Genomic DNA, 21026 nt, shown 5'->3' with positions numbered 1-21026 from the left:
GGGTATCCATCTCAGGTATCCCGGCCCCGGTGCGTCTTGGGAAAACGTCGTCCTTTAGGCTGTTCGGACAGCAATGAAAGGGTGATGACTCCATGAGCGTGCCTGACGTTCGAGAGCGACGTGAACTTGAGCGCGGGGGGGATGCCGTGGCCATTCGTGCACGCAGCGCAGCGCGTCCCTCCAACGTCACACTGAAATTGATCATGGCCATCACGGGGACGATCTTCGCGTTGTTCGTCTTCGTGCACATGGTCGGAAACCTCAAGGCCTTCATGGGCGCAGACGACTACAACGCCTACGCGGAGTTTCTCCGCACGGTCCTGTACCCACTGTTCCCCATAGGTGGGGTGCTGTGGTGCTTCCGGATTGTGCTGCTCGTCTGTCTGGTCCTGCATGTGTGGGCCGGTCTGACGATCTGGGCAAGGGGTCGACGAGCCCGCGGAAAGTTCTCCCGGTACAACATGAAGGCGTTGGGATGGGGGGCCCGCACGATGGTGCTGTCGGGCATCGTCATCCTGGCCTTCGTCGTGGTGCACATCCTCGACCTGACCTTGGGCAAGGGGGTTGCCTCCTCGTCCTTCCAGGGGCCGGTCAACGAGGGAACTCCTGACATCCAGATCACCGCGTACCAGAACCTCATCGCCAGTCTGTCGCGGCCGTGGATGGCGATCTTCTACACCGTCGTCATGATCATCATCGGGTTGCACATCTGCCAAGGCGTGCGCAACACCATCAATGACTTCGGCGGAACCGGCCGCCGTCTCCGTGCCGTCTGGACGGTGATTGGCCTGCTCATCGCACTGGCCATCGTGGTGTGCAACGGCGCACTTCCCATGCTCATTCTCGCCGGGGTGATCTCATGAAAAACGTCATTGGTGCCATCATCAAGCCTCTCGAGAGGATTGCCGGACGTCACGGTGAGGAGACTGTCGACGAGCCGGCCAAGGAGCTTGTCAAGCCCGAGCAGCCTCAGCCACGTCAGGCTGAGGTGAGCGTGCCGAGACGAGCAGCCCGCAAGGGCTCCAAGGCCCGCGACAACCTTGGGTCGGCTCAGAAGAAGGCCGGATACCTCGTCGGGGACGAGCTCGACGGCAAGGCCCCCGAGGGGGACCCGCTGACCGCGTGGACCCGTCGTCAGAGCGAGTACAAGCTGGTCAACCCTGCCAACCGACGCAAGATGAACGTCATCGTGGTGGGAACTGGACTGTCCGGTTCCGGCGTCGCCGCGACCCTGGGGCAGCTCGGCTACCACGTCGACTCCTTCTGCTTCCACGACTCGCCGCGTCGGGCCCACTCGGTGGCCGCTCAGGGCGGTATCAACGCCGCTCGGTCCCGCAAGGTTGACGGCGACTCCCTCAAGAGGTTCGTCAAGGACACCGTCAAGGGCGGCGACTACCGAGGCCGTGAGGCTGATGTCGTTCGACTCGGCACCGAGTCTGTACAGGTCATCGACCACATGTATGCCATCGGCGCTCCGTTCGCCCGCGAGTACGGCGGTCAGTTGGCCACCCGATCCTTCGGCGGTGTGCAGGTCTCTCGCACCTACTACACCCGTGGTGAGACCGGTCAGCAGCTCGAGGTTGCCTGTTCCCAGGCCTTGCAGGCCCAGATCGACGCCGGATCGGTGACGATGCACAACCGAACCGAGATGCTCGACCTCATCGTCGCCGATGGCAAGGCCCAGGGCATCGTCACTCGTGACCTGCTCACCGGTGAGGTCAAGGCATGGACGGCTCACGTCGTCATCCTGTGCACCGGCGGATACGGGTCGGTCTACCACTGGTCGACCCTGGCCAAGGGATCCAACGCCACCGCGACCTGGCGGGCCCACCGTCAAGGTGCCTACTTCGCCAGCCCCTGTTTCGTGCAGTTTCACCCGACCGCCCTGCCGGTCAGTTCGTACTGGCAGTCCAAGACGACCCTCATGAGTGAGTCGTTGCGCAATGACGGCCGCATCTGGGTGCCGAGGAAGGCCGGTGACGAACGTCCGGCGAACGACATCCCGGAGGAGGAGCGTGACTACTACCTGGAGCGCAAGTACCCGGCCTTCGGCAACCTGACGCCTCGTGACGTCGCCTCCCGCAACGCCAGGACCCAGATCGACAGCGGCCACGGTGTGGGCCCGCTCAAGAACTCGGTGTACCTGGACTTCCGAGATGCCATCCAGCGTCTGGGCAAGAAGACCATTGCGGAGCGTTACGGAAACCTCTTCGACATGTACCTCGATGCCACCGGGGAGAACCCCTACGAGGTGCCGATGCGTATCGCCCCGGGAGCCCACTTCACAATGGGTGGCTTGTGGGTCGACTACGACCAGATGAGCACCATCCCGGGTCTGTTCGTCGGTGGTGAGGCCTCGAACAACTACCACGGCGCCAACCGGCTGGGAGCCAACTCCCTGCTGTCGGCCAGCGTCGACGGGTGGTTCACCCTGCCCCTGACGGTGCCGAACTACCTGGCCGGATTCGTCGGGAAGCCAGTGCTGCCGCTGGATGCTCCCGAGGTCACCGCGGCCATCGAGAGGGTCCGGAAGCGCACCGACGCCCTGCTCAATTGTGGTGGGACCCACCGTCCGGAGTGGTTCCATCGCAAGCTCGGCGACATCCTCTACGAGCACTGCGGGGTCTCGCGTGACGAGTCGGGCCTCCTCGAGGGTCTGTCCAAGGTGCGTGAGCTGCGTGAGGAGTTCTGGCGCGACGTCAAGGTCGTCGGAAGTGGTGACCGACTCAACCAGGAACTGGAGAAGGCTGGCCGGGTCGCCGACTTCATCGAACTCGGCGAGGTCATGATCCTCGACGCTCTGGACCGCCGGGAATCGGCTGGTGCGCACTTCCGCACCGAATACGCCACCGAGGCTGGCGAGGCCAAACGTAATGACGACGACTGGTGCGCGGTCTCGGCGTGGGAGACACGGCCCGACGGCACCCAGGTTCGCCACAGCGAACCGCTGACGTTCTCGTTGATCGATCTGCAGGTGAGGGATTACCGATGAGGGTGACATTGGACATTTGGCGTCAGGACGGCCCGAACGCCAAGGGACGTTTCGAACGCCACGTCGTGGAGGACGCCGAGCCTGAGTGGAGCATCCTCGAGTTGCTCGACCGGCTCAACGACCAGATCGTCGAGAATGACGGTGATCCGATCGTCTTCGAGTCCGACTGCCGCGAGGGAGTGTGTGGCTGCTGCGGGTTCGTCGTCAACGGCAAGCCGCACGGGCCGCTACCGAACACCCCGGCGTGCCGTCAGCACCTCAGGGCCTTCCCCGAGATCACCCACTTCAAGATCGAACCCTTCCGCTCGGCGGCCTTTCCGGTCATCCGTGACCTGGCCATCGATCGCTCGAACTTGGATCGCCTGGTGCAGGCCGGCGGGACCGTCGACGTCATGACGGGAACCGCTCCCGACGCCGACTCGGTGCCCCAGCCGCACAAGGAGGCCGAGCAGGCCCTCGACTTCGCCTCCTGCATCGGATGCGGAGCCTGCGTGGCCGCCTGCCCGAACGGTGCTGCCATGCTTTTCGCCGGTGCGAAACTCTCGCACCTGGCGATGATGCCGCAGGGTCGTCAGGAGCGCTCGAAGCGAGCGCGTCGCATGGTCAATGCCCTCGACGAGAATTTCGGCCCCTGTTCCCTCTACGGGGAATGCGTCGAGGCCTGCCCGGTGAGCATCCCGTTGGTTGCCGTCGCCCGGGTCAATCGGGAGCGCTGGCGTGCCGGGTTCCGTGGGGTGCGCAGCAAGGACAACTGATTGGAAAGGTCGGCTGAGACGACGAGAGGGCTGGTATCCGTGACGGGTACCAGCCCTCTCCCGTGATGTGTGCGGGATCCGGTTCAGTCGAAGTCCAGGCCCAGGTCGAGCACCGGGGCGGAATGGGTGATGGCACCCACCGCGATGTAGTTGACCCCGGTCGCGGCCACATCCTTGGCTCGGTCGAGTGTCAGGCCACCGGAGGCCTCGGTGACGACACCGCGGGGCCGACAGATGCTGACTGACTCCGTCATGAGGGCGTCGTCCATATTGTCGAGCAGAATCGTCGTCACACCTGCCTCGATGGCCTCGCGCACCTGGCCGACGGTGTCACACTCCACCTCGCAGACGATGTCGGGCCGGTGGGATCGCACCGCTTCGACAGCGGCCGTCAGAGACCCGGCCGCGGCGATGTGGTTGTCCTTGACGAGGGCAGCATCCGACAGTCCCATGCGATGGTTGAGCCCGCCTCCGCAGCGCACCGCGTACTTGTCGAGGTCACGCAGACCGGGGACGGTCTTGCGGGTGTCGCGGACCTTGGTGTCGGTGCTTGCCAGGGCATCAACCCACTGGGAGGTGGCCGTCGCCACCCCGGAGAGATGACTGGCCAGGTTGAGCATGGTGCGCTCTGCCGCCAGCAGGGTGCGCAGCGGCCCCGAGACGGTCGCGACGGCGTCGCCGGGGGAGACCCGGGTGCCGTCGTCGAGGTGGGTGGTGAACTCGACATTGGTTCCGGTGCGGTCGGCGAGGACGTGCAGCACGGCAGCGGCGACCGGAACCCCGGCCAGGCAGCCGTTCTGACGAGCTCTGATGTCGGCTCGGTCGGCGGCCTCACCAAAGATCGACTCGGTGGTGACGTCAGTGCCGCCGCGCAGGTCTTCGTCCAGACAGGCCTCGATGGTTCTGACGACGAGGTCGGGATCGAGCCCTCGTTCGGAGATGGTGCGGGCCAGATCGTGGGGCAGTGTGGTCATGCGATGCTCCTCTCCTGCCTGTGCGTGATGACCGTCGGACGTCCACCGACGAGGCGCAGGTCGGTGTGCAGCTGGAAGGACGGGTTCTGACCCGGATGATCGCTGCGGCGATGAGCTCCCCGGGACTCCGTGCGCCACAGGGCCGCGACCGCCAGGGCTGTCGCGATCAGAGCGGCATTGGTCGCGGTGAGGGTGGCATCTTCGAGACCCTCGGTGGGAGCCATCCGGTGCAGGTCTCGGAGGGCTCGCTGCAGACCGGTGCCATTGCGACTGATGAAGATGTCGCGGTCCATGATGGCCTGCACGGACTCCAGCTGCTCGCCCGGTAGCCAGCGACGATGGCGCAGCCGCTCAGGGACGTGGGCTGTCGAGGAGACCGGGCCAGTGGGACTGGTGGAGCAGCGTCCGCTGCGCTCGCCAGCGATGAGGGCCTCGGTCAAGGAGTTCGAGGCCAGACGATTGGCCCCGTGAACTCCTGTGCAGGCAGCCTCGCCGACGGCCAGCAGGCCGGGAACCGAGGTGCGTCCATCCATGCCGGCGGCGATGCCACCGCAGTGGTAATGAGCTCCTGGAACCACCGGGATCGGCTCGGTACAAGGGTCGATGCCATGTTCTCGACAGCTGGTCAGGATCGTCGGGAAGCGATGCCGCCACATGTTCTCGCCGAACCCGGTCGCGTCGAGGAGCACGTGGTCAGATCCGGTGGCGACCATGGCCTCGTGCTCAGCGGCGGAGACGACGTCGCGGGGTGCGAGATCGGCGAGTGGGTGGACTCCGGTCATGATGCGACGACCGTTGACGTCCAGGAGGACGGCACCCTCGCCGCGCACCGCCTCCGAGATGAGGGGAGATCGGCCCTCCTGCCCGGGGAGGAAGAGAACGGTGGGGTGGAATTGCATGAACTCGGGGTTACGGATCGTCAGTCCGGCGCGCAGGGCTGCCGCCATCCCGTCACCGGTACACACCGAGGGGTTGGAGGTGGCCGACCACAGCGCTCCGATGCCCCCGGTCGCCAGTACGACGCAACGCGCCGGAATCATCACCGTATTTCCGTCAGACAGAGCCGTCACACCCCACACAGCCCCACTCGGACCGATGATGAGGTCGATGAGACGGGTGTCCGTCAGGACGGTGATCCCGGTTCCCTCCAACTGAGCGCTGAGGCACTGATGGACCTCGTGTCCAGATCGGTCGCATTCGGCATGGAGAACTCGACGGGCATGGTGGCCCCCCTCGAGGTGGAGATCCGGCTCGCCATCGGCCCCGGTGTCGAAGTGAGCTCCGAGGCCCATGAGATGACGCAGGGTCCCCGGGGCGTGGTGGACCAGGTCGTCGACGCTGTCGCGGTGGCACAGCCCAGCACCTGCCGCGAGGGTGTCGTCGAGATGGAGGGAGAAGGAGTCATCCTTGCCCCAGACCGCAGCCAGACCACCCTGCGCCAAATCGGTGGAGGAGTCGTCGATCCCCTCGCGGGTCATGATCGTCACGGAGCGCCCGATCTCGGCAGCGGCCAGGGCGCAGGACAGGCCCGCGGCTCCGCTGCCGACGACGAGGACGTCGCACTGATGCTCAGGCATGAGCCGACTCCTTGATGGTGGCGGCTGTCCCGCCGATGGCGATCATGCGCTCAACGGCCCTGCGAGCCTTCTCGGCCAGGGCGGGATCGACGGTGACGACCTCGGCCCCGGTCTCCAGGCAGCGCAGCAGCTTCTCCGGAGTGATCATCTTCATGAAGGGGCAGACGGCATCCGGGTTGACCGCGGTGAAGGTGGTGCCGGGATTGGCCTGACGCAGTTGGTGGAGCATGCCGGTCTCGGTGGCGACCAGGACGTGGCTGTTGCGGGTGGCACGGGCGGCATCGAGCATTCCGCCGGTCGACAACACGTGGGTACGATCCTGGGGAAGGTCGCCGTTGCTGGTCAGCCACAGGGCGCTGGTCGTGCAGCCGCACTCGGGGTGGATGTAGAGGTCGGCCTCGGGATTGGCCTTGACCTGGTCACACAGCTCGGTGGGGGAGATGTCGGCGTGCACGTGGCACTCGCCCATCCAGACGTGGATGTTGTGGCGTCCGGTCATGCGGCGCACATGGGCACCGAGGAACTGGTCAGGACCGAAGAGGATCTCCTGGTCGGCAGGTAGGGAGCTGACGACGTCGACGGCATTGGAGCTGGTGCAGCAGATGTCGGACTCGGCCTTCACCTCGGCGGTGGTGTTGACGTAGGTGACGACGGCAGCGTCGGGATGCTCGGCCTTCCAGGCCCGCAGCTGTTCGACGGTGAGGGAGTCGGCCAGGGAGCAGCCGGCCTGGGGGTCAGGGATGAGGACGGTCCTGTCGGGGCACAGCAGGGCAGCGGTCTCGGCCATGAAGTGGACCCCGGCCAGCACGATGGTGCTTGCCGAGCTCTTGGCGGCCAGGCGCGCGAGGGCCAGGGAGTCGCCGACGTGGTCAGCCACGTCCTGGATCTCGGGGGCCTGGTAGTTGTGGGCGAGGATGATCGCGTCGCGCTCCTTCGCGAGGCGACGGACATTGTCGGCCCAGGTCGAGGAAACGCGGGTAGTGGCGCAGTCGGTGGTCACGGGAACGACTCCTTTCAGGTAATCGACGTATAGTCTAGAACTACTCGTCTCAGAGACGAAAATGGGATCGTCGAGGCATCCGGATAAGCTGACTCCGTGATGACAACGGCTCACGGAGACGCCGGAGATTCCGCCCCGCGTCCGACCTATCGAGACCAGCGCGGGGTGGCGAAGTATCGTCACGAGGTGCTGGTCGTCGTCGTCAGGGTCGCGGGGGATGATCTCGAGGTGGTGGTCAAGGATCGTGCTCGCGAACCGTTCACCGGGATGCCTGCTCTGCCCGGTGGACCACTCGAGGTCTGTGAGACCATGGAGCAGGCCGTCGTCCGCCACCTCAAGGGTCTGTTGGACGTCTCACTGTTGGACCACCACGAGCAGTTGTCCACGCGCTCCGAGCCGGGACGTGACCCCTTCGAGAGGACGGTAGCGACGACGTATCTCGGTCTGGTTGCCCCCGACGTCGAGACTGGCGGGGGAGCGCGCTGGCTGCCGGTGCGGGCGTCTGTACCGATGGCCTTCGACCACGCGCAGGCCGTCGAGGAAGCCGTCGTCAGGCTGCGTGGCAAGGTCTCCTACACCAACATCGCCCATGCCCTTGCGCCTGCAGAGTTCACCCTGGCCCAGTTGCGCGACATCTATTGCGCTTGTCTGGGCCATGACGTCGATGTCACGAACCTCTCGCGAGTGCTGCGTCGCCGTGGCCAGATCGTCAAGACCGGTCACCTGGAGGAGTCGGGGGAAAGAGGAGGCCGGCCACCGGCCACCTGGACCTTCACCCGACACGATTACGAGGTCACCGACCCCTTCGCCGTGCTGCGCCCGGCGTCACGGGGCAACCTCACGGGACAATGAGTCCTGAAGCCTGACTGATCCTCTGCGAGCCAGTGGCTCAACCTGACGTCTCAGCTGAGTTCAATGCGTGCGCGCGGCTGTCCGTCGCACCTGAAGACCAGTGAGGATCATCTGGGCTCCAAGACAGGCGCCGACACCTTCACCGGCTCGCATCCGCAATTCCATGAGGGGTTCCACCCCAAGCTCGGCCAGCACGGCTTGGTGAGCGTGCTCCCGGGACGCGTGGGAGGCGACGAGCCAGCCGTGGAGACCTGGCGAGAGTTTGGTGGCGATGAGGGCTGCGACGCTGGTGGCCAGCCCGTCCAGGACGACGGGGGACCCGGCCTGGGCCGCCCCCAGACACGCCCCGGCCAGGACGACGAACTCCGGTCCGCCGAGGGATGCCAAGAGATGCTCGGGGTCGTTGGGGCCGGCCTGGGTGCGGGCCAGCGCAGCTGTGATGACATCAGCCTTGCGCTCAACCATGGCGGTGTCGCTGCTGGCTCCTAGGCCGACGGCCTTCGTGGGAGCCAGACCGGTGAGGGCGCAGGCCAGAGCCGTGGCAACGGTGGTGTTTCCGACACCGACCTCTCCCAGACACACCAGGCCGGCCTCGGCAGCCTCCTCGCCCAGGGCCCGACCATCGCGCAGCAGGGCCTCGACCTGGGCTGGGGCCATGGCGTCGGTATGCAGAAGATCCCCGCGTTCTCCGGGGACGCGCATGGAGCGAGCGCCCTCCACCGGCTGGGTGACCCCGGCGTCAACAACGAGATGGGAGAGCTCGGCGGCCGTGGCGGTCGAGACGCCGAGCCCCGTTCCGGCAACCGAGGCAGCCATGACGTCATGGGTCACTGTGGGATCGAAGGCCGTCACCTCCAGGCCGGCGACCGGGTGGTCAGCCCCGACGAGGACGAGGGTGCCGCCGGTGATCTCAGTTCCACCTGCGGCCTCGACGCGGTCCAGGGTCTGGTCGAGCAGGCCGAGCGATCCAGGCGGGGTGAGGAGCTGGTCGGCATCGTCGTGGGCCGCCACCACCCGATGGCGGTCGGGTGAGTGCAGGGTCTCCCGGAGAGCAGAGACGGGGGCCTCGGGCTGACCGTCGTCGGGCCAGCGATCGGCCAGGGTGACGTCGGCCAGCGGGAGCCGACGGGACCAGCCGCGTCGCTCGAGTCCCGGGGCCGGGGGACGTTCGTCAGGCCATCCCAGGCACAACCAACCGAGGGTCTCCACCCGCTCGGGCAGATGAAGCAGGGCGGCGAGTTCCTCTGGCTGGAAGAGGGTCACCCATCCCATTCCGAGTCCGTGGGCGCGGGCAGTCAGCCACATGTTCTCCACGGCGCAGGCACAACTCCACATGTCGGCGTCGGTGAAGGTGTTGCGTCCCAGCACCCCCGACGCCGGGGCGCGACGATCGCAGGCCACGACGACGCCGACCGGGGCCTCGCGGATCCCCTCGAGCTGGAGATCGAGAAGCCGGGCGCGACGATCCGGGGTCAGCAAGTCGGCCTGACGCAGTCGCTCCCGGTCGGCCATGACGGCGGCGCGATCGCGGGTGTCGGCGTCGCGCACCACGATGAACCGCCACGGCTGGCTGTGACCGACACTGGGGGCGCGGTGGCCAGCCCACAGGACGGCATTGACGAGGTCTTCGGGGATGTCGTCGTTGCGGTAACGACGGATGTCACGGCGGGCGTCGATGGCGGCGTCGAGCCCCTGCTGCACCTGGTCACTCAGGGACCACCCAGCGGGATCAGCGGCGCGAGTGGCTGAGGAGGTGGTGTCGCCGATCCGGGGGATCGGGCGGGCCCAACGGTCGCTGGTGGATGCGGTCTCATCAGGGGTGCTCACAGCATGAGGGTAGTGGGCAGCCCGTCGCGGCTCGTCGCCGGGATGGTGTGGCGAAGTGGTTTGCGGCGGCCTGTGGTGCCACGGGGGCGGGCACGACGGTTTCGGTCGAGCCGGTGTGCCACGTCTACCATGGGCGAGTGCCTTCCAACCCCTTGACCCTGACCGCGCCTTCTGGAGGTACCGTTTCGGTGGACACCCCGGTGGTGTTGGCACCGATGGCCGGTGTCACCAATGCCGCTTTCCGTCAGCTGTGTGCCGAGCAGGGAGCAGGGCTCTACGTCTGCGAGATGATCACTTCTCGCGGCCTGGTCCATGGTGACCACAAGACCCACGACATGCTCGCCTTCGCTGACTGCGAGGACGTCCGTTCCGTGCAGCTCTACGGGGTCGACCCCGGAATGGTCGGTGAGGCCACGTCGATCCTGTGTGAGAAGTACGGGGTCAACCATGTCGATCTCAACTTCGGCTGCCCGGTACCGAAGGTCACTCGCAAGGGCGGCGGGGGAGTCCTGCCCTGGAAGCTCGACCGGTTCGCCGCAGTCGTCTCCGCTGCCGTCCAGGCCGGCGACGCCCACGGCGTCCCCGTCACCGTCAAGACCCGTATCGGCATCGACCCCGACCACATCACCTACCTCGACTCCGCCCGCGTCGCCGTCGACTCCGGGGCGGCTGCGGTGTGCCTGCACGCTCGCACCGTCGCCGAGGCCTATGCCGGGCACTCCCACTGGGAGGCCATCGGCGACCTCGTCGAGACCGTCGACGTCCCGGTCATCGGAAACGGCGACATCTGGGAGGCCAGAGATGCCATGGCGATGGTCGAGCAGACCGGATGCGCTGGCGTCGAGGTCGGACGCGGTTGCCTGGGCCGGCCCTGGCTCTTCCGCGACCTGGCAGACGCCTTCGCCGGTCGCGACACAACCACCCTGCCGACCCTGGGCGAGGTCTGTACAATGATCCGACGTCACGCCGAGTTGCTCGTGAGGTATCAGGGCATCCATGGCCTGGTCGACATGCGAAAGCACATGGCCTGGTACCTCAAGGGTTTTCCAGTGGGTGGGGAGACCCGTCACGCCTTGGGGCAGATATCCAGCTTCGAGGAACTCGACGCACTGCTGGCCACCCTCGACCACGACGCGCCCTTTCCCGTCAAGGAACTCGGCAAGGCACGTGGCCGGCAGGGCACCCCGCGTCGCAAGGTCGTCATGCCCCACGGTTGGCTGGACTCGCGCACCCTCGACGACGACGATCTGTCGGCCGCCGAGATCGACGCTTCCGGGGGCTGATCCTACTCGGGTCTGGTCCCACGGGCCGAGGTGGGACAGGATGGAATCATGTCCGAAGTGGGAGAACGCGCCCGGGCCTGGGCCCTGACGATGGCCGGTCATCGCGGCGTTGATGACGTCGTCCATGCCCATCCGTCAGGTGGCATCCGAATCGAGACCGGAGAGGTCGTCGGACGGGAGGTTCGGGAGGAGAGGGAGAACCTCCTCCTGCGTCCGGGAGCCACTCGTGCCCACGGCGCAGGGAATCGCGCCATCCCGGAGGAGCCGGATCCCGAGCGGACCTGCTTCGAGCGGGATCGGGACCGGATCGTCCACTCGACGTCTTTCCGGCGACTGGCAGGCAAGACCCAGGTCGTCGTCCATCCCACTGATCACCAGCGCACCCGCCTGACCCACGCCCTCGAGGTGGCCCAGGTGGCTCGATCCATCGCGGCCGGCATCGGAGCCAATGTCACCCTGGCCGACGCCATGGCACTGGGGCACGACTGCGGCCACGGACCGGGAGGTCACGCGTCGGAGCAGGCCTTCGACGCCTTCATCCCGGAGGGTTTCGATCACGGGCCGTGGGGCGCGGACGTCAGCCTGGCGAGCCTCAATCTGTGCGCGGAGACCCTGGACGGTATCCGTAACCATTCCTGGTCGCGTCCTGCCCCCAGCACCGTCGAGGGGGAGATCGTCTCGTTCGCCGACCGGATTGCCTATTGCGCCCATGACCTGGAGGACGCTATCAAGGCGGGGATCGTCACCGTCGCGGATCTGCCGCAGGTCGTCGTCGAGGTGGCTGGGACGGATCGGCGCACCCAGTTGTCGGTCTTCATCCGGTCCGTCATCGACACCACCTGCGCAACTGGACGGGTGGGGATGGCAGCCGACGTCGCGGACGCCCTGGCGGCCCTCAGGGCCTTCAACTATGAGCGGATCTACACCAGGCCCGAATCACTGGGGCAGTCGGAGGCCGTCATCGAGGTTCTGCACGGATTGGTCACGTACTACCAGGGACATATTGATGATGTGCCGGCCGAATTCCTCGAGACCGATGCCGACCGAATCCATCAGGTCGTGGCATATGTGGGGGGAATGACCGATCAGTTCGCCTTCTCCCGGGCAACCCAGTTGCTGGGATGGGATCGCAGCCGGCTGCCCAAGGGTATGGGCAGGGGCTTCTGACAACTGTCAGGGTGTTGATCAGAGTGTCGTCACGGGTGCAGCTTGCCCGCCAGATCCTCGGGCAACAGCTTCGCCCTCTTGACCAATTCGTGCGCCACCACCACGGTGACGGTCTGGCCCGCCAAGATGCCGATGAGGACGAGGGCCTGGGCAGCACCGGCCTGGAGAGCCGAACCGCCACCGAGCAGCACACCGACGAAGGCGCCCGGCAAGGTCACCAGACCGACGGTCGCCGTGCGGTCCACGGTGGGCAACACGGATTCCGTGACGCTCGGTTCGGTCACCAGGGCGATGGCGTCACGACGTGGGAAACCAACGGCCAGACCGGCCTCGAAGATGCCGATGCCCTCGCGCAGGTCGGCGAAGAAACGGCGGCATGCCAGGGTGTGACCGCTCATGATGTTGCCGATGATGATGCCGGCCACCGGGATGAGGGAAGCGGGGCTGAACGGCGCGCAACCCGTCGCGAAGATGATGAGGAGGACCGGAATCACCCCGGCAAGCATGGCCACCGCGGCCCAGATCCAGGCCTTGCCGATTCCGGAACGATTCGCCGTCGTGCGAACCGCGATGGCGAACATCAACAGGGTGAACAGGCAAGCAGCCCACAGATGGGCGAGGGCATAGACGAGGATGACGGAGACGATTCCGAGCTGCACGACGGCGCGGATCGACGCGATCACGGACGACTTGGCGATGCCCAGACGTCCAAGGAGTGAGGCGACGACGGCCAGCACGACGAGCATGACCATCGCCAGGGCGAGCTGCCAGGTGGGGTTCACTGTCACGGCGGAAAGTTTGGCACCAATCTGGCCCACCTGCATGCATGGATAGCATGTCCTGCGCAGATGGGTAGGATCGTGGGCATGGCTGGCCGGATCAACGAGGAGGACATCGCGCTGGTCCGGGAACGCGCTCGGATCGACGAGGTCGTCGGCGAATATGTGGCCCTGCGCAATGCCGGCGGCGGTTCCCTGAAAGGACTGTGCCCCTTCCACGACGAGAAGACGCCCAGTTTCCAGGTGACCCCTTCCCGTGGGCTGTTCTACTGCTTCGGCTGTGGGGAAGGTGGCGACACCATCTCCTTCGTCCAGAAGATCGACAACCTCACCTTCGTCGAGGCCGTCCAGTGTCTCGCCGACAAGGTTGGCGTACAGCTGCGCATCGTCGACGACGGTCGCCCCGGGCTGGAACCAGGTCTACGCATGCAGATCCTGGCCGCCAACGAGGCAGCCGCGGAGTTCTTCCAGGCCCAGATGTCGACTAAGGAAGGTCAGATAGCCCGAGATTTCGTCGCCGGGCGCGGATTCTCCCAGGATGCTGCGGTGCAGTTCGGGATGGGATATGCGCCGCGCGGCGGCCACGTGCTGCGCGACCACCTGTTGGCCAAGGGGTTCACACCCAAGGCCCTCATCGAGTCCGGCCTGGTGCGATCCCAGGGCTGGGACTTCTTCCAGGGACGTGTGTTGTGGCCGATCAAGGATTCCGGAAAATCCGTGCTGGGTTTCGGGGCCCGACGGGTTTATGACGACGATCGCCTGCCGGCCAAGTACGTCAACACCCCCGAGACCCCGGTCTACAAGAAGTCGCACGTCCTCTATGGCCTGGACATGGCTCGGGCCAACATCGGCAAGAAGAGTCAGGCTGTCATCGTCGAGGGATACACGGACGTCATGGCGGCACACCTGTCCGGCATCGACACAGCTGTCGCGGCCTGTGGAACCGCGTTCGGTGAGGACCATGCCCGACTCATCCAGCGGCTCATGGGCAACAGCGGTTCCCTCAATGGCGAGGTCATCTTCACCTTTGACGGTGACGCCGCCGGCCAGAAGGCCGCCCTCAAGGTGTTCCGCGGTGACAAGCAGTTCTCCGCCCAGACCTATGTGGCCATCGAGCCCACCGGCCTTGACCCGTGTGACCTTCTCATGCAGCGCGGTCCGGAGGCGGTTCGGGAATTGGTGGCTCGACGGATTCCGCTGTACCGCTACGTCATGGAGAACACGGTCAGTCAGTTCGACCTCGACCGAGCGGATGGACGCGTCGCCGCGGTCAGGGCTGCAGCCCCGCTCGTGACGAGTATTCGTGACCAGTCCTTGGTCGATGGTTATCTGCGCGAGCTCTCCCAGGTGGTGGGTGCCGACATCGATCTGGTGCGTCGTGAGGTGTTCCGTGCCGGAAAGCAGCATCATGCCGTGACGGTGGTGCCTCCGCCCCAGCCCCAGCAACCCGCTGGTATTCCGTGGCCCGACCCGGCCGACATCTCGCTGTCCGTGGAGCGCGGATTCCTCAAACTTGTCCTGCAATACCCCGATCTCTTCGACGAGGACTGGGACCAGGTCGAGGTCGAGGACCTGCGTCACCCCGCCTACCAGGCGGTTTTCGAAGCCATCCTGTCAGTGCCTCGTGGTCAGGAGAACTGGGCCGAGGAAGTCGGTAAGGCGACGAGCGACCCGCAGGTGAAACAGCTGGAGGTGGCCCTCCTCGTCGAGCCCATCTTGCGCGAGGAGCCGGACCAGAGCTACGCCGCTGCGTACGCCGCGCGGGTGCGATTGCTGTCCATCACTGACGACATCGTCAACCTCAAGTCTCGTCTGCAACGCACTAACCCGAACCAGGATCGCAAGCTCTACGACGCGATGTTCTCCGACCTGGTGACCCTCGAGGCGCTGCGCAAGAGTCTCATCCTCGCTGGTGGAGCGACCTCAGCCTGATGTGACATCTGTGGACAGCTAATTCGCCGTCCACAGATCACCGCGGAAGGGTTCCACCGTGGTTCTGGGCGAGTCATCGTCAGACCATGAGATACACGGATTTCATCGACGATGTCGTCGCCCTGGACCCTGCCGATGAGCGCGAGCTCTTTCGCAGACTCGATGCCGGGGTGATTGCTGATGCCATCTTGTCCGGACGGTTCCTGGCCACGACACCGGTCACCGTTTCCGAATTGAACGCGATTTCCGACGACGGAGCAGCAGCCAGGCAGAAGCTCTGGCGACAGATGCTCGCGATGGTGCTCACCCAGGCCCGTCAGGCTGCTGCGACCAATCGATGCAGCGTCGAGGATCTCATCCAGGCCGGCTGCGTGGGGCTGGGAGAGGCGGTCGAGAGGTACGACGAGCGTCGAGGGGCTCGATTCTCAACGGTCGCCTGGACCTGGATCCGTCGTCGTGTCGGCGAGGAGGTCGTCCGCCTGCGTGGCGCCAGGTCCCGGGCCGCGATGCGGGAGTCAGCCGAGGTCGCCCGAGTCGAGGAGGAGCTGACGACGCGGTGCCGGCAGGTGCCGACCAGCGAGGCGATTGCCGAGTGCATGGGCAAGGACGTCATGTGGGTCGAGCAGCGGCGCGCCGAGTGCTGGGAGGTCGACAGCAACGTCCTCGAACACGTGGCGGCCCCACAAAGACGACCAGTCCGTCCGGAACTCCACCTGCTTGCCGTGCTGGCGGGGCAGGAACGGCAAGTCGTGGTATTGCGTCATGGATTCGAGGGAGAACCCATGAGCTTCGAGGCGGTGGGCGAGGAGATGGGGATGTCCGCCTCCAGCGTCCGGCGGATCGAGCAGAGGGCACTGGACCGGCTGCGACGCCATCTGCAGCAGGCTGGGGCGGCGTGACAGGATGGATGCCATGTGGTGGACGAATGGGCCCAGTTCCGAGGAGATGACCCGGGTGCGAGCCGTACTCGGGTTCGACGACGTCAAGGTGCTCGCCTGCGGGAGAGGAGAGAGGGCGACCGTCATCGCGGTGACGGAGGGGCTCGTCATCCTGACCGACGAGACGGACTCCGCGGTGGCCTGGCACGAGATCGTCCATGGTGGCTGGAATGGCGACACCGCGACGCTGACCTGGGACTTCCTGGACGGATCCGGTGCCTCGGCGGTGTTGGAGAAACCCGGCAAGATCCCTGAGATGTTCCGGGCGCGGGTCACCGAGTCCATCGCCGCGACCCGCACTGTCCCGGTGCGTGGCGGAGACGTCCTCATCGCCGGGCGTGTTCCGGCCGGCCACCTGGCCGCCCCGGAGGGAGCCATCACCTGGACCGCGATGGCTCGGGAGTCCGCCGACCTCGATGACCCCGAGACCCGTCAGAAGGTGTTGGAGGCCACTGACGCTCTCAAGAAGGAGTGGAACTGACGAAGTCGCGCCGCTGCCCAGAACTCGACAAATGTCAACGATTTGTCATCTGCCGAAGGGCGCTGCTAGTGTTTCATTTCGCGCCCGGGGCGCTGATCCCCTGTAGCTCAATTGGCAGAGCATCTGACTGTTAATCAGAGGGTTACTGGTTCGAGTCCAGTCGGGGGAGCGCAGATCATCCCAGATCCGATTTCGGATCTGGGATTTTCATGCCCAGACAGCATCGAGCATTGACGTTGACGGCGACCGGTCGGTGATCACCGACCGGTCGCCGTCAACGTCAATGTGTCCGTCTGTCGCTCAGCGACCTTCCAGCTCCGTGAGGAAGTCATCGGCCCAGACGTCGATCGTCTTGTCGAAAACCTGACGACGCATCGAGCGCATCTTGCGGGCCTTCACCTTCGGCGAGTCGGTGAGGGCCTTCATGATCGTGGCCTTCATGCCGTCAATGTCGTACGGATTGACCATGTAGGCCTGTTTGAGCTCACGGGCAGCACCGGCGAACTCGGAGAGCACCAGGGCCGAGTCGTCGTTGGACCGGCATGCGATGTACTCCTTGGCAACGAGGTTCATGCCATCACGCACCGGGGTGACGAGCATGAGATCAGCCACCTGGTACATGGCGGCGAGGACCTCACGGGGCACCGACTCGTTGCGGTAGACCAGCGCACGATTGGCGATAGTGCCCACCTTGGAGTTGATCTGGCCGACGAGCTGGTTGATGTCGTCGCGCAGGATCTTGTACTCCTCGACGCGTTCGCGTGACGGGGTGGCCAGCTGCAGGAAGACGACCTCGTGAGGATCGAGTTCGCCCTCCTTGAACAGCTCTCCGACGGCGCGGATGCGCTGGCGCAGACCCTTGGTGTAGTCAAGACGATCGACACCGAAGATGATCGTCTCCGGGTTGCCCAGGTCCTCGCGCAACTTGGCGGTCTCGGCCTGGACCTTCTCCGAGGTGGCAAGTTCGTGGAATCCGCGCGAGTCGATCGAGATCGGGAAGTCACGGACGACGACGTCACGTCCGTCACGGGTGTGCGCCCGACCGCGGGAGGCCGTGACCCCCGGACGACGCTTGGCAAGGCGCAGGAAGTTGGCGGCGGCACCAGGAGTCTGGAATCCGACGAGGTCGGCTCCCAACAGTCCTTCGACGAGTTCCTCACGCCACGGCAGACGACTGTAGAGCTCGATCGGCGGGAACGGGATGTGGAGGAAGAACCCGATACGAAGATCGGGGCGCATCTCACGAAGGTATGTGGGAACGAGGTTGAGCTGGTAATCCTGCACCCACACCGTGGCGCCCTCGGCGGCTTGCTCGGCGGCCTGCTCGGCGAACCGCTTGTTGACTTTCTGGAAGGCGTCCCACCACTCGCGGTGGAAGACCGGCTCGACCACGCAGTCGTGGTACAGCGGCCACAAGGTGGCGTTGGAGAATCCCTCGTAGTACTCCTCGACCTCCTGGGCGCTGAGCGGCACAGGGTGGATGTCGTAGCCATCATGGTGGAAGGGCTCGACAACCTCGTCAGGGGCACCATGCCACCCGATCCATGCACCACCCTTGCGCTGCATGACCGGCTCGAGTGCCGTCACCAGACCACCCGGGGAGGACTGCCAGCTGATGTTTCCTTCATCGTCGATCTTCCGGTCCACGGGCAGGCGATTTGCGATGACAAGGAAGTCAACCTTGTCCTGGACGGTCTCCGACATGTCTCATCACACCTCTCATGGAGGTCCTGCCACGCAGCAGGCCCTCCTTCACGCTACCAACCCGTAGTTCGTGTTCGAGCTGATCCTCCCTATTCGCGGGCTGAGGTCCCACCGTGGGACCGGTATGTGTGACCATGGGCCCATGACTGATCGCCCCGCCCCTGCCAAGAAGTCGTGGACCCCTCTCACCGACGCCGGAAGGGGGGTCCTCGACGCCGTCGCCACTGACCCGGGTTCGGTGCTTCTCGCCTTGGACTTCGACGGCACCTTGGCCCCCATCGTTGACGATCCCGCTGACTCCGCCATGGCCGAGGAGTCCAGGGCGGCAATGTCTCGGATGGACGAGAAGCTCGCCATCATGGCCATCATCACCGGACGTGAGGTAGCCGCAGTACGACACATGACGGCCGTCGACGAAGTCCCTGGCCTGGAGCACCTGGTGGTCCTGGGGCAGTACGGGGTTGAGCGCTACGACGCCGCCACCGGGGCGCTGCGTGACCCCGAGGTGCCCGAGTCGGTGCGAATCGCCAAGGGACGTCTCGAGGGACTTGCCGAGGAACTGGGGCAGCAGGATCCTCGTGACGTCGGCTGCCGGATCGAGGACAAGGGTCGCGCTGTCGCCCTCCACACCCGTCGCGCAGCCGATCCGGCTCATGCCCTGGCCAGTGCTGCGCCGCGAGTCCGTGAGATCGCCGAGGAGCTCGATCTCCACTGCGAGGACGGCCGCAACATCATCGAACTGAAATCCGCCGTCACCACCAAGGCCCAGGCTCTGCGCGAGCTCATCGACGAGGTGAAGCCGCGGGTCGTCATCATGTGCGGTGACGATCTGGGTGACGTCCCGGCCCTCGAGGTCATCGCGGAGTGGATTCGGGAGGGTCACCCCGGTGCCCGCGTGGTGAGCTATTCCGACGAGCAGCCGTCGATGACCGATCACGCCGACATCATCTGTGATCAGACTGAGGGGGTCTCTGCCTTCCTGGCAGCCCTGGCAGACCGGGTTTGTTTCACAAAGTGATACCCGAGATCAAAATATAAGACAAACTAACCTTTTTCTTGAAACGCCAAGGCAACTGTGCTTGCATGATTTCAGACACCATTGATGAACGTTGCGGCGCGGCGTCGGGGCAGTCCCGGGAAGGTCGATGAACGTCATGGCGGAATCATCGGTCATGGGTCATGAATGGAAGGACGAGAAGGTGAACACACACCGTGTCTGGGGTCATCGTGCCGGTCGATCGGTCATGAGCTCAACCATGATGATGTGTTCAATGTGCCGGTGTTGTTGCTGATCCGGGGTTGATCGCACATGCGCCGGACATGAGAGGTCATGTCGACCCCATGCCGATTTCAGCGCACATGAAATGCACATCACGTCCATCCCTGAATCCGCTTCTACCTGTGTGTTTCGAAAAACTCACAACGGCGTTGTCGGATCATTCTGAACGGAATTTGTCATGATCTTTACCGGCTTACTCGTCGGAATTGCTTTCGGCTTCGTTCTGCAACGTGGTCGCTTCTGCGTGACCAACGCCTTTCGTCAAGTGTGGCTTGCCAGGAGCGCCACGTGGATCACGGCTTTCCTGCTCGTGATCGCCATTCAGGCCATCGGCGTCACGACGTTGACCCAGCTCGGCGTCGTCCACCTGTCCTGGCAGCCGCTGCCGTGGCTCGGCGTGATCGTCGGAGGACTGCTCTTCGGCGTCTCGATCGTGCTTGCTGGCGGATGCGCCACCGGAACCTGGTTCCGCAGTGGTGAGGGTCTGGTCGGTTCGTGGATCGCGCTGGTCTTCTACGCGATCGGCGCGGCGGCCATGAAGTATGGCGCCTTGTCGGGACTCAACGAATCAGTGCGATCCGTCAAGGCGCCTGTGACGACGATTCCTGCTCTGGGAGTCTCTCCTTGGATTCCCACCGTCGTGTTGGTCCTCGTCGTCGGTGGCCTGGTGTGGCGTCAACTGCGCAAGCCGGCCCGAAAGGTCGCCACCCTTCCGCCGGAGATGGCAGGTGTCGCGCACTGGCTCTTCGAGGCCAAGTGGCATCCGTTCCTCACTGCGGCCCTCATCTCGGTGATCGCGATCATTACCTACCCGCTCAGCGAGGCGACCGGTCGTCATGCCGGGCTGGGCATCACCACCCCAACCGGCAACCTGCTGGAGTGGGCCGTGACAGGTGATGCTTCCTACGTCGACTGGGGAGTGCTGCTCGTGCTCGGCATCCTCGTCGGGTCCTTCATCGCTGCCAAGGCATCCGGTGAGTTCCGAGTCCGCGTCCCCGACTCAACCCAGGTCGTCAAGTCGATCGGAGGAGGGCCCGGAATGGGAATCGGGGCCAGCTGGGCTGGAGGCTGCACCATCGGCAACGCGATGGTCGAAACTGCTCAGTTCAGCTTCCAGGGCTGGATCGCCTTCCTCTTCATGTTCCTCGGCGTGGGCCTCGGCACGAAGGTCTTCGTGCTCGGCTTCGCCCGGCGCAACCCTGGACTGGGGACGCTGCCAACCGCCACCGTCACCGAAGGAGTGTCATGACCACACATGTTCTCGAGACCGGTGGGCAGGTGTGCCCGTTCCCGCTGGTCGAAGCCCAGAAGGCCATCGCCGGGCTGCCAGTCGGAGATCGTCTGACCATCAACTTCGACTGCACTCAGGCCACCGAATCCATCCCGGAATGGGCCGCCACGGCCGGTTATCCGGTCACCGACTTCCGGAAGGTGGGTGATGCCGGCTGGACGATAACCGTCGAAAAGGCATGACCCACATCAACCT

The 21026-nt window shown here is 65.2% G+C and carries 18 protein-coding genes and 1 tRNA gene; 13 read left to right on the top strand and 6 right to left on the bottom strand.

What is annotated here, in order from left to right; all coding sequences use genetic code 11:
• Nucleotides 1–92 precede the first annotated feature (92 nt).
• The 3 genes from PALO_RS06360 to PALO_RS06350 are packed head-to-tail and all read left to right on the top strand — an operon-like array spanning nucleotide 93 to nucleotide 3747.
• Entirely contained in the window at nucleotides 93–863 is a 771-nt protein-coding gene (locus PALO_RS06360; protein WP_015582875.1) for a succinate dehydrogenase cytochrome b subunit, read from the top strand.
• Nucleotides 860–2992: a fumarate reductase/succinate dehydrogenase flavoprotein subunit gene (locus PALO_RS06355; protein WP_015582874.1), complete on the top strand. Its 2133-nt coding sequence runs from the start codon at nucleotides 860–862 to the stop codon at nucleotides 2990–2992. Before PALO_RS06360 ends, PALO_RS06355 begins: the two co-directional genes overlap by 4 nt.
• Nucleotides 2989–3747, top strand: a complete 759-nt coding sequence (locus PALO_RS06350) for a succinate dehydrogenase/fumarate reductase iron-sulfur subunit (protein WP_015582873.1) — start codon at nucleotides 2989–2991, stop codon at nucleotides 3745–3747. Before PALO_RS06355 ends, PALO_RS06350 begins: the two co-directional genes overlap by 4 nt.
• A gap of 83 nt (nucleotides 3748–3830) precedes the next feature.
• On the opposite strand, the gene nadC is transcribed toward PALO_RS06350, so the two are convergent.
• The 3 genes from nadC to nadA are packed head-to-tail and all read right to left on the bottom strand — an operon-like array spanning nucleotide 3831 to nucleotide 7298.
• Nucleotides 3831–4721 (bottom strand): carboxylating nicotinate-nucleotide diphosphorylase, encoded by an 891-nt coding sequence (gene nadC / locus PALO_RS06345; protein ID WP_015582872.1) that lies wholly within the window; start codon nucleotides 4719–4721, stop codon nucleotides 3831–3833.
• Nucleotides 4718–6298: an L-aspartate oxidase gene (gene nadB / locus PALO_RS06340; protein ID WP_015582871.1), complete on the bottom strand. Its 1581-nt coding sequence runs from the start codon at nucleotides 6296–6298 to the stop codon at nucleotides 4718–4720. The genes nadC and nadB overlap by 4 nt, the downstream gene beginning before the upstream one ends.
• A complete protein-coding gene (gene nadA / locus PALO_RS06335) occupies nucleotides 6291–7298 on the bottom strand; it encodes a quinolinate synthase NadA (RefSeq protein ID WP_015582870.1) in 1008 nt (335 codons plus the stop codon). The genes nadB and nadA overlap by 8 nt, the downstream gene beginning before the upstream one ends.
• A gap of 99 nt (nucleotides 7299–7397) precedes the next feature.
• Between nadA and PALO_RS06330 the strand changes: the two genes are divergently transcribed.
• Entirely contained in the window at nucleotides 7398–8150 is a 753-nt protein-coding gene (locus PALO_RS06330; RefSeq protein ID WP_015582869.1) for an NUDIX hydrolase, read from the top strand.
• A 60-nt stretch (nucleotides 8151–8210) separates the two neighbouring features.
• On the opposite strand, the gene bluB is transcribed toward PALO_RS06330, so the two are convergent.
• Nucleotides 8211–9977 (bottom strand): 5,6-dimethylbenzimidazole synthase, encoded by a 1767-nt coding sequence (bluB, locus tag PALO_RS06325; protein ID WP_015582868.1) that lies wholly within the window; start codon nucleotides 9975–9977, stop codon nucleotides 8211–8213.
• A gap of 188 nt (nucleotides 9978–10165) precedes the next feature.
• Between bluB and dusB the strand changes: the two genes are divergently transcribed.
• Nucleotides 10166–11260 carry a tRNA dihydrouridine synthase DusB gene (gene dusB / locus PALO_RS06320; protein ID WP_015582867.1) on the top strand — a complete coding sequence of 365 codons (1095 nt, stop codon included), beginning with the start codon at nucleotides 10166–10168 and terminating at the stop codon, nucleotides 11258–11260.
• A gap of 48 nt (nucleotides 11261–11308) precedes the next feature.
• Nucleotides 11309–12427 (top strand): HD domain-containing protein, encoded by a 1119-nt coding sequence (locus PALO_RS06315; RefSeq protein ID WP_015582866.1) that lies wholly within the window; start codon nucleotides 11309–11311, stop codon nucleotides 12425–12427.
• Between the two features lie 29 nt (nucleotides 12428–12456).
• Here PALO_RS06315 and PALO_RS06310 read toward each other — a convergent pair whose 3' ends face one another.
• Nucleotides 12457–13251: an ABC transporter permease gene (locus tag PALO_RS06310; RefSeq protein ID WP_015582865.1), complete on the bottom strand. Its 795-nt coding sequence runs from the start codon at nucleotides 13249–13251 to the stop codon at nucleotides 12457–12459.
• 24 nt (nucleotides 13252–13275) lie between these two features.
• Here PALO_RS06310 and dnaG point away from each other — a divergent pair, with 24 nt between their 5' ends.
• The 4 genes from dnaG (at nucleotide 13276) to PALO_RS06290 (ending at nucleotide 16726) form a co-directional block, all read left to right on the top strand.
• Nucleotides 13276–15138, top strand: coding sequence for a DNA primase (gene dnaG / locus PALO_RS06305; protein ID WP_187290312.1), 1863 nt, complete (start codon nucleotides 13276–13278; stop codon nucleotides 15136–15138).
• Nucleotides 15139–15224: 86 nt separating this feature from the next.
• Complete coding sequence (locus PALO_RS06300; RefSeq protein WP_004811638.1) at nucleotides 15225–16037, top strand: sigma-70 family RNA polymerase sigma factor; 813 nt, start codon at nucleotides 15225–15227, stop codon at nucleotides 16035–16037.
• Nucleotides 16038–16041: 4 nt separating this feature from the next.
• Nucleotides 16042–16557: a hypothetical protein gene (locus PALO_RS06295; protein WP_187290311.1), complete on the top strand. Its 516-nt coding sequence runs from the start codon at nucleotides 16042–16044 to the stop codon at nucleotides 16555–16557.
• A gap of 96 nt (nucleotides 16558–16653) precedes the next feature.
• Nucleotides 16654–16726, top strand: a tRNA-Asn gene (locus PALO_RS06290).
• A gap of 131 nt (nucleotides 16727–16857) precedes the next feature.
• Here PALO_RS06290 and PALO_RS06285 read toward each other — a convergent pair.
• Nucleotides 16858–18261, bottom strand: a complete 1404-nt coding sequence (locus PALO_RS06285; RefSeq protein ID WP_015582862.1) for an alpha,alpha-trehalose-phosphate synthase (UDP-forming) — start codon at nucleotides 18259–18261, stop codon at nucleotides 16858–16860.
• Between the two features lie 124 nt (nucleotides 18262–18385).
• Between PALO_RS06285 and otsB the strand changes: the two genes are divergently transcribed.
• From otsB to PALO_RS06270, 3 genes are all read left to right on the top strand, one after another.
• Nucleotides 18386–19279: a trehalose-phosphatase gene (gene otsB, locus PALO_RS06280; protein ID WP_015582861.1), complete on the top strand. Its 894-nt coding sequence runs from the start codon at nucleotides 18386–18388 to the stop codon at nucleotides 19277–19279.
• Nucleotides 19280–19718: 439 nt separating this feature from the next.
• Nucleotides 19719–20789: a YeeE/YedE family protein gene (locus PALO_RS06275; RefSeq protein ID WP_015582860.1), complete on the top strand. Its 1071-nt coding sequence runs from the start codon at nucleotides 19719–19721 to the stop codon at nucleotides 20787–20789.
• Nucleotides 20786–21013 carry a sulfurtransferase TusA family protein gene (locus tag PALO_RS06270; protein ID WP_004811632.1) on the top strand — a complete coding sequence of 76 codons (228 nt, stop codon included), beginning with the start codon at nucleotides 20786–20788 and terminating at the stop codon, nucleotides 21011–21013. Before PALO_RS06275 ends, PALO_RS06270 begins: the two co-directional genes overlap by 4 nt.
• Nucleotides 21014–21026: the final 13 nt, after the last annotated feature.

It is taken from the genome of Cutibacterium avidum 44067 (genome assembly GCF_000367205.1).
Lineage (GTDB): Bacteria > Actinomycetota > Actinomycetes > Propionibacteriales > Propionibacteriaceae > Cutibacterium > Cutibacterium avidum.
This window is presented reverse-complemented; position numbering and strand designations above follow the sequence as displayed.

Coding starts and splice junctions, on each gene's coding strand:
- PALO_RS06315 (WP_015582866.1), top strand. CDS start 11,309: ATGTCCGAAGTGGGAGAACGCGCCCGGGCCTGGGCCCTGACGATGGCC.
- PALO_RS06350 (WP_015582873.1), top strand. CDS start 2,989: ATGAGGGTGACATTGGACATTTGGCGTCAGGACGGCCCGAACGCCAAG.
- PALO_RS06355 (WP_015582874.1), top strand. CDS start 860: ATGAAAAACGTCATTGGTGCCATCATCAAGCCTCTCGAGAGGATTGCC.
- dnaG (WP_187290312.1), top strand. CDS start 13,276: ATGGGTAGGATCGTGGGCATGGCTGGCCGGATCAACGAGGAGGACATC.
- PALO_RS06295 (WP_187290311.1), top strand. CDS start 16,042: ATGGATGCCATGTGGTGGACGAATGGGCCCAGTTCCGAGGAGATGACC.
- PALO_RS06330 (WP_015582869.1), top strand. CDS start 7,398: ATGACAACGGCTCACGGAGACGCCGGAGATTCCGCCCCGCGTCCGACC.
- PALO_RS06300 (WP_004811638.1), top strand. CDS start 15,225: ATGAGATACACGGATTTCATCGACGATGTCGTCGCCCTGGACCCTGCC.
- PALO_RS06310 (WP_015582865.1), bottom strand. CDS start 13,251: ATGCAGGTGGGCCAGATTGGTGCCAAACTTTCCGCCGTGACAGTGAAC.
- PALO_RS06360 (WP_015582875.1), top strand. CDS start 93: ATGAGCGTGCCTGACGTTCGAGAGCGACGTGAACTTGAGCGCGGGGGG.
- PALO_RS06285 (WP_015582862.1), bottom strand. CDS start 18,261: ATGTCGGAGACCGTCCAGGACAAGGTTGACTTCCTTGTCATCGCAAAT.
- PALO_RS06275 (WP_015582860.1), top strand. CDS start 19,719: ATGATCTTTACCGGCTTACTCGTCGGAATTGCTTTCGGCTTCGTTCTG.
- PALO_RS06270 (WP_004811632.1), top strand. CDS start 20,786: ATGACCACACATGTTCTCGAGACCGGTGGGCAGGTGTGCCCGTTCCCG.
- nadC (WP_015582872.1), bottom strand. CDS start 4,721: ATGACCACACTGCCCCACGATCTGGCCCGCACCATCTCCGAACGAGGG.
- nadB (WP_015582871.1), bottom strand. CDS start 6,298: ATGCCTGAGCATCAGTGCGACGTCCTCGTCGTCGGCAGCGGAGCCGCG.
- otsB (WP_015582861.1), top strand. CDS start 18,386: ATGTGTGACCATGGGCCCATGACTGATCGCCCCGCCCCTGCCAAGAAG.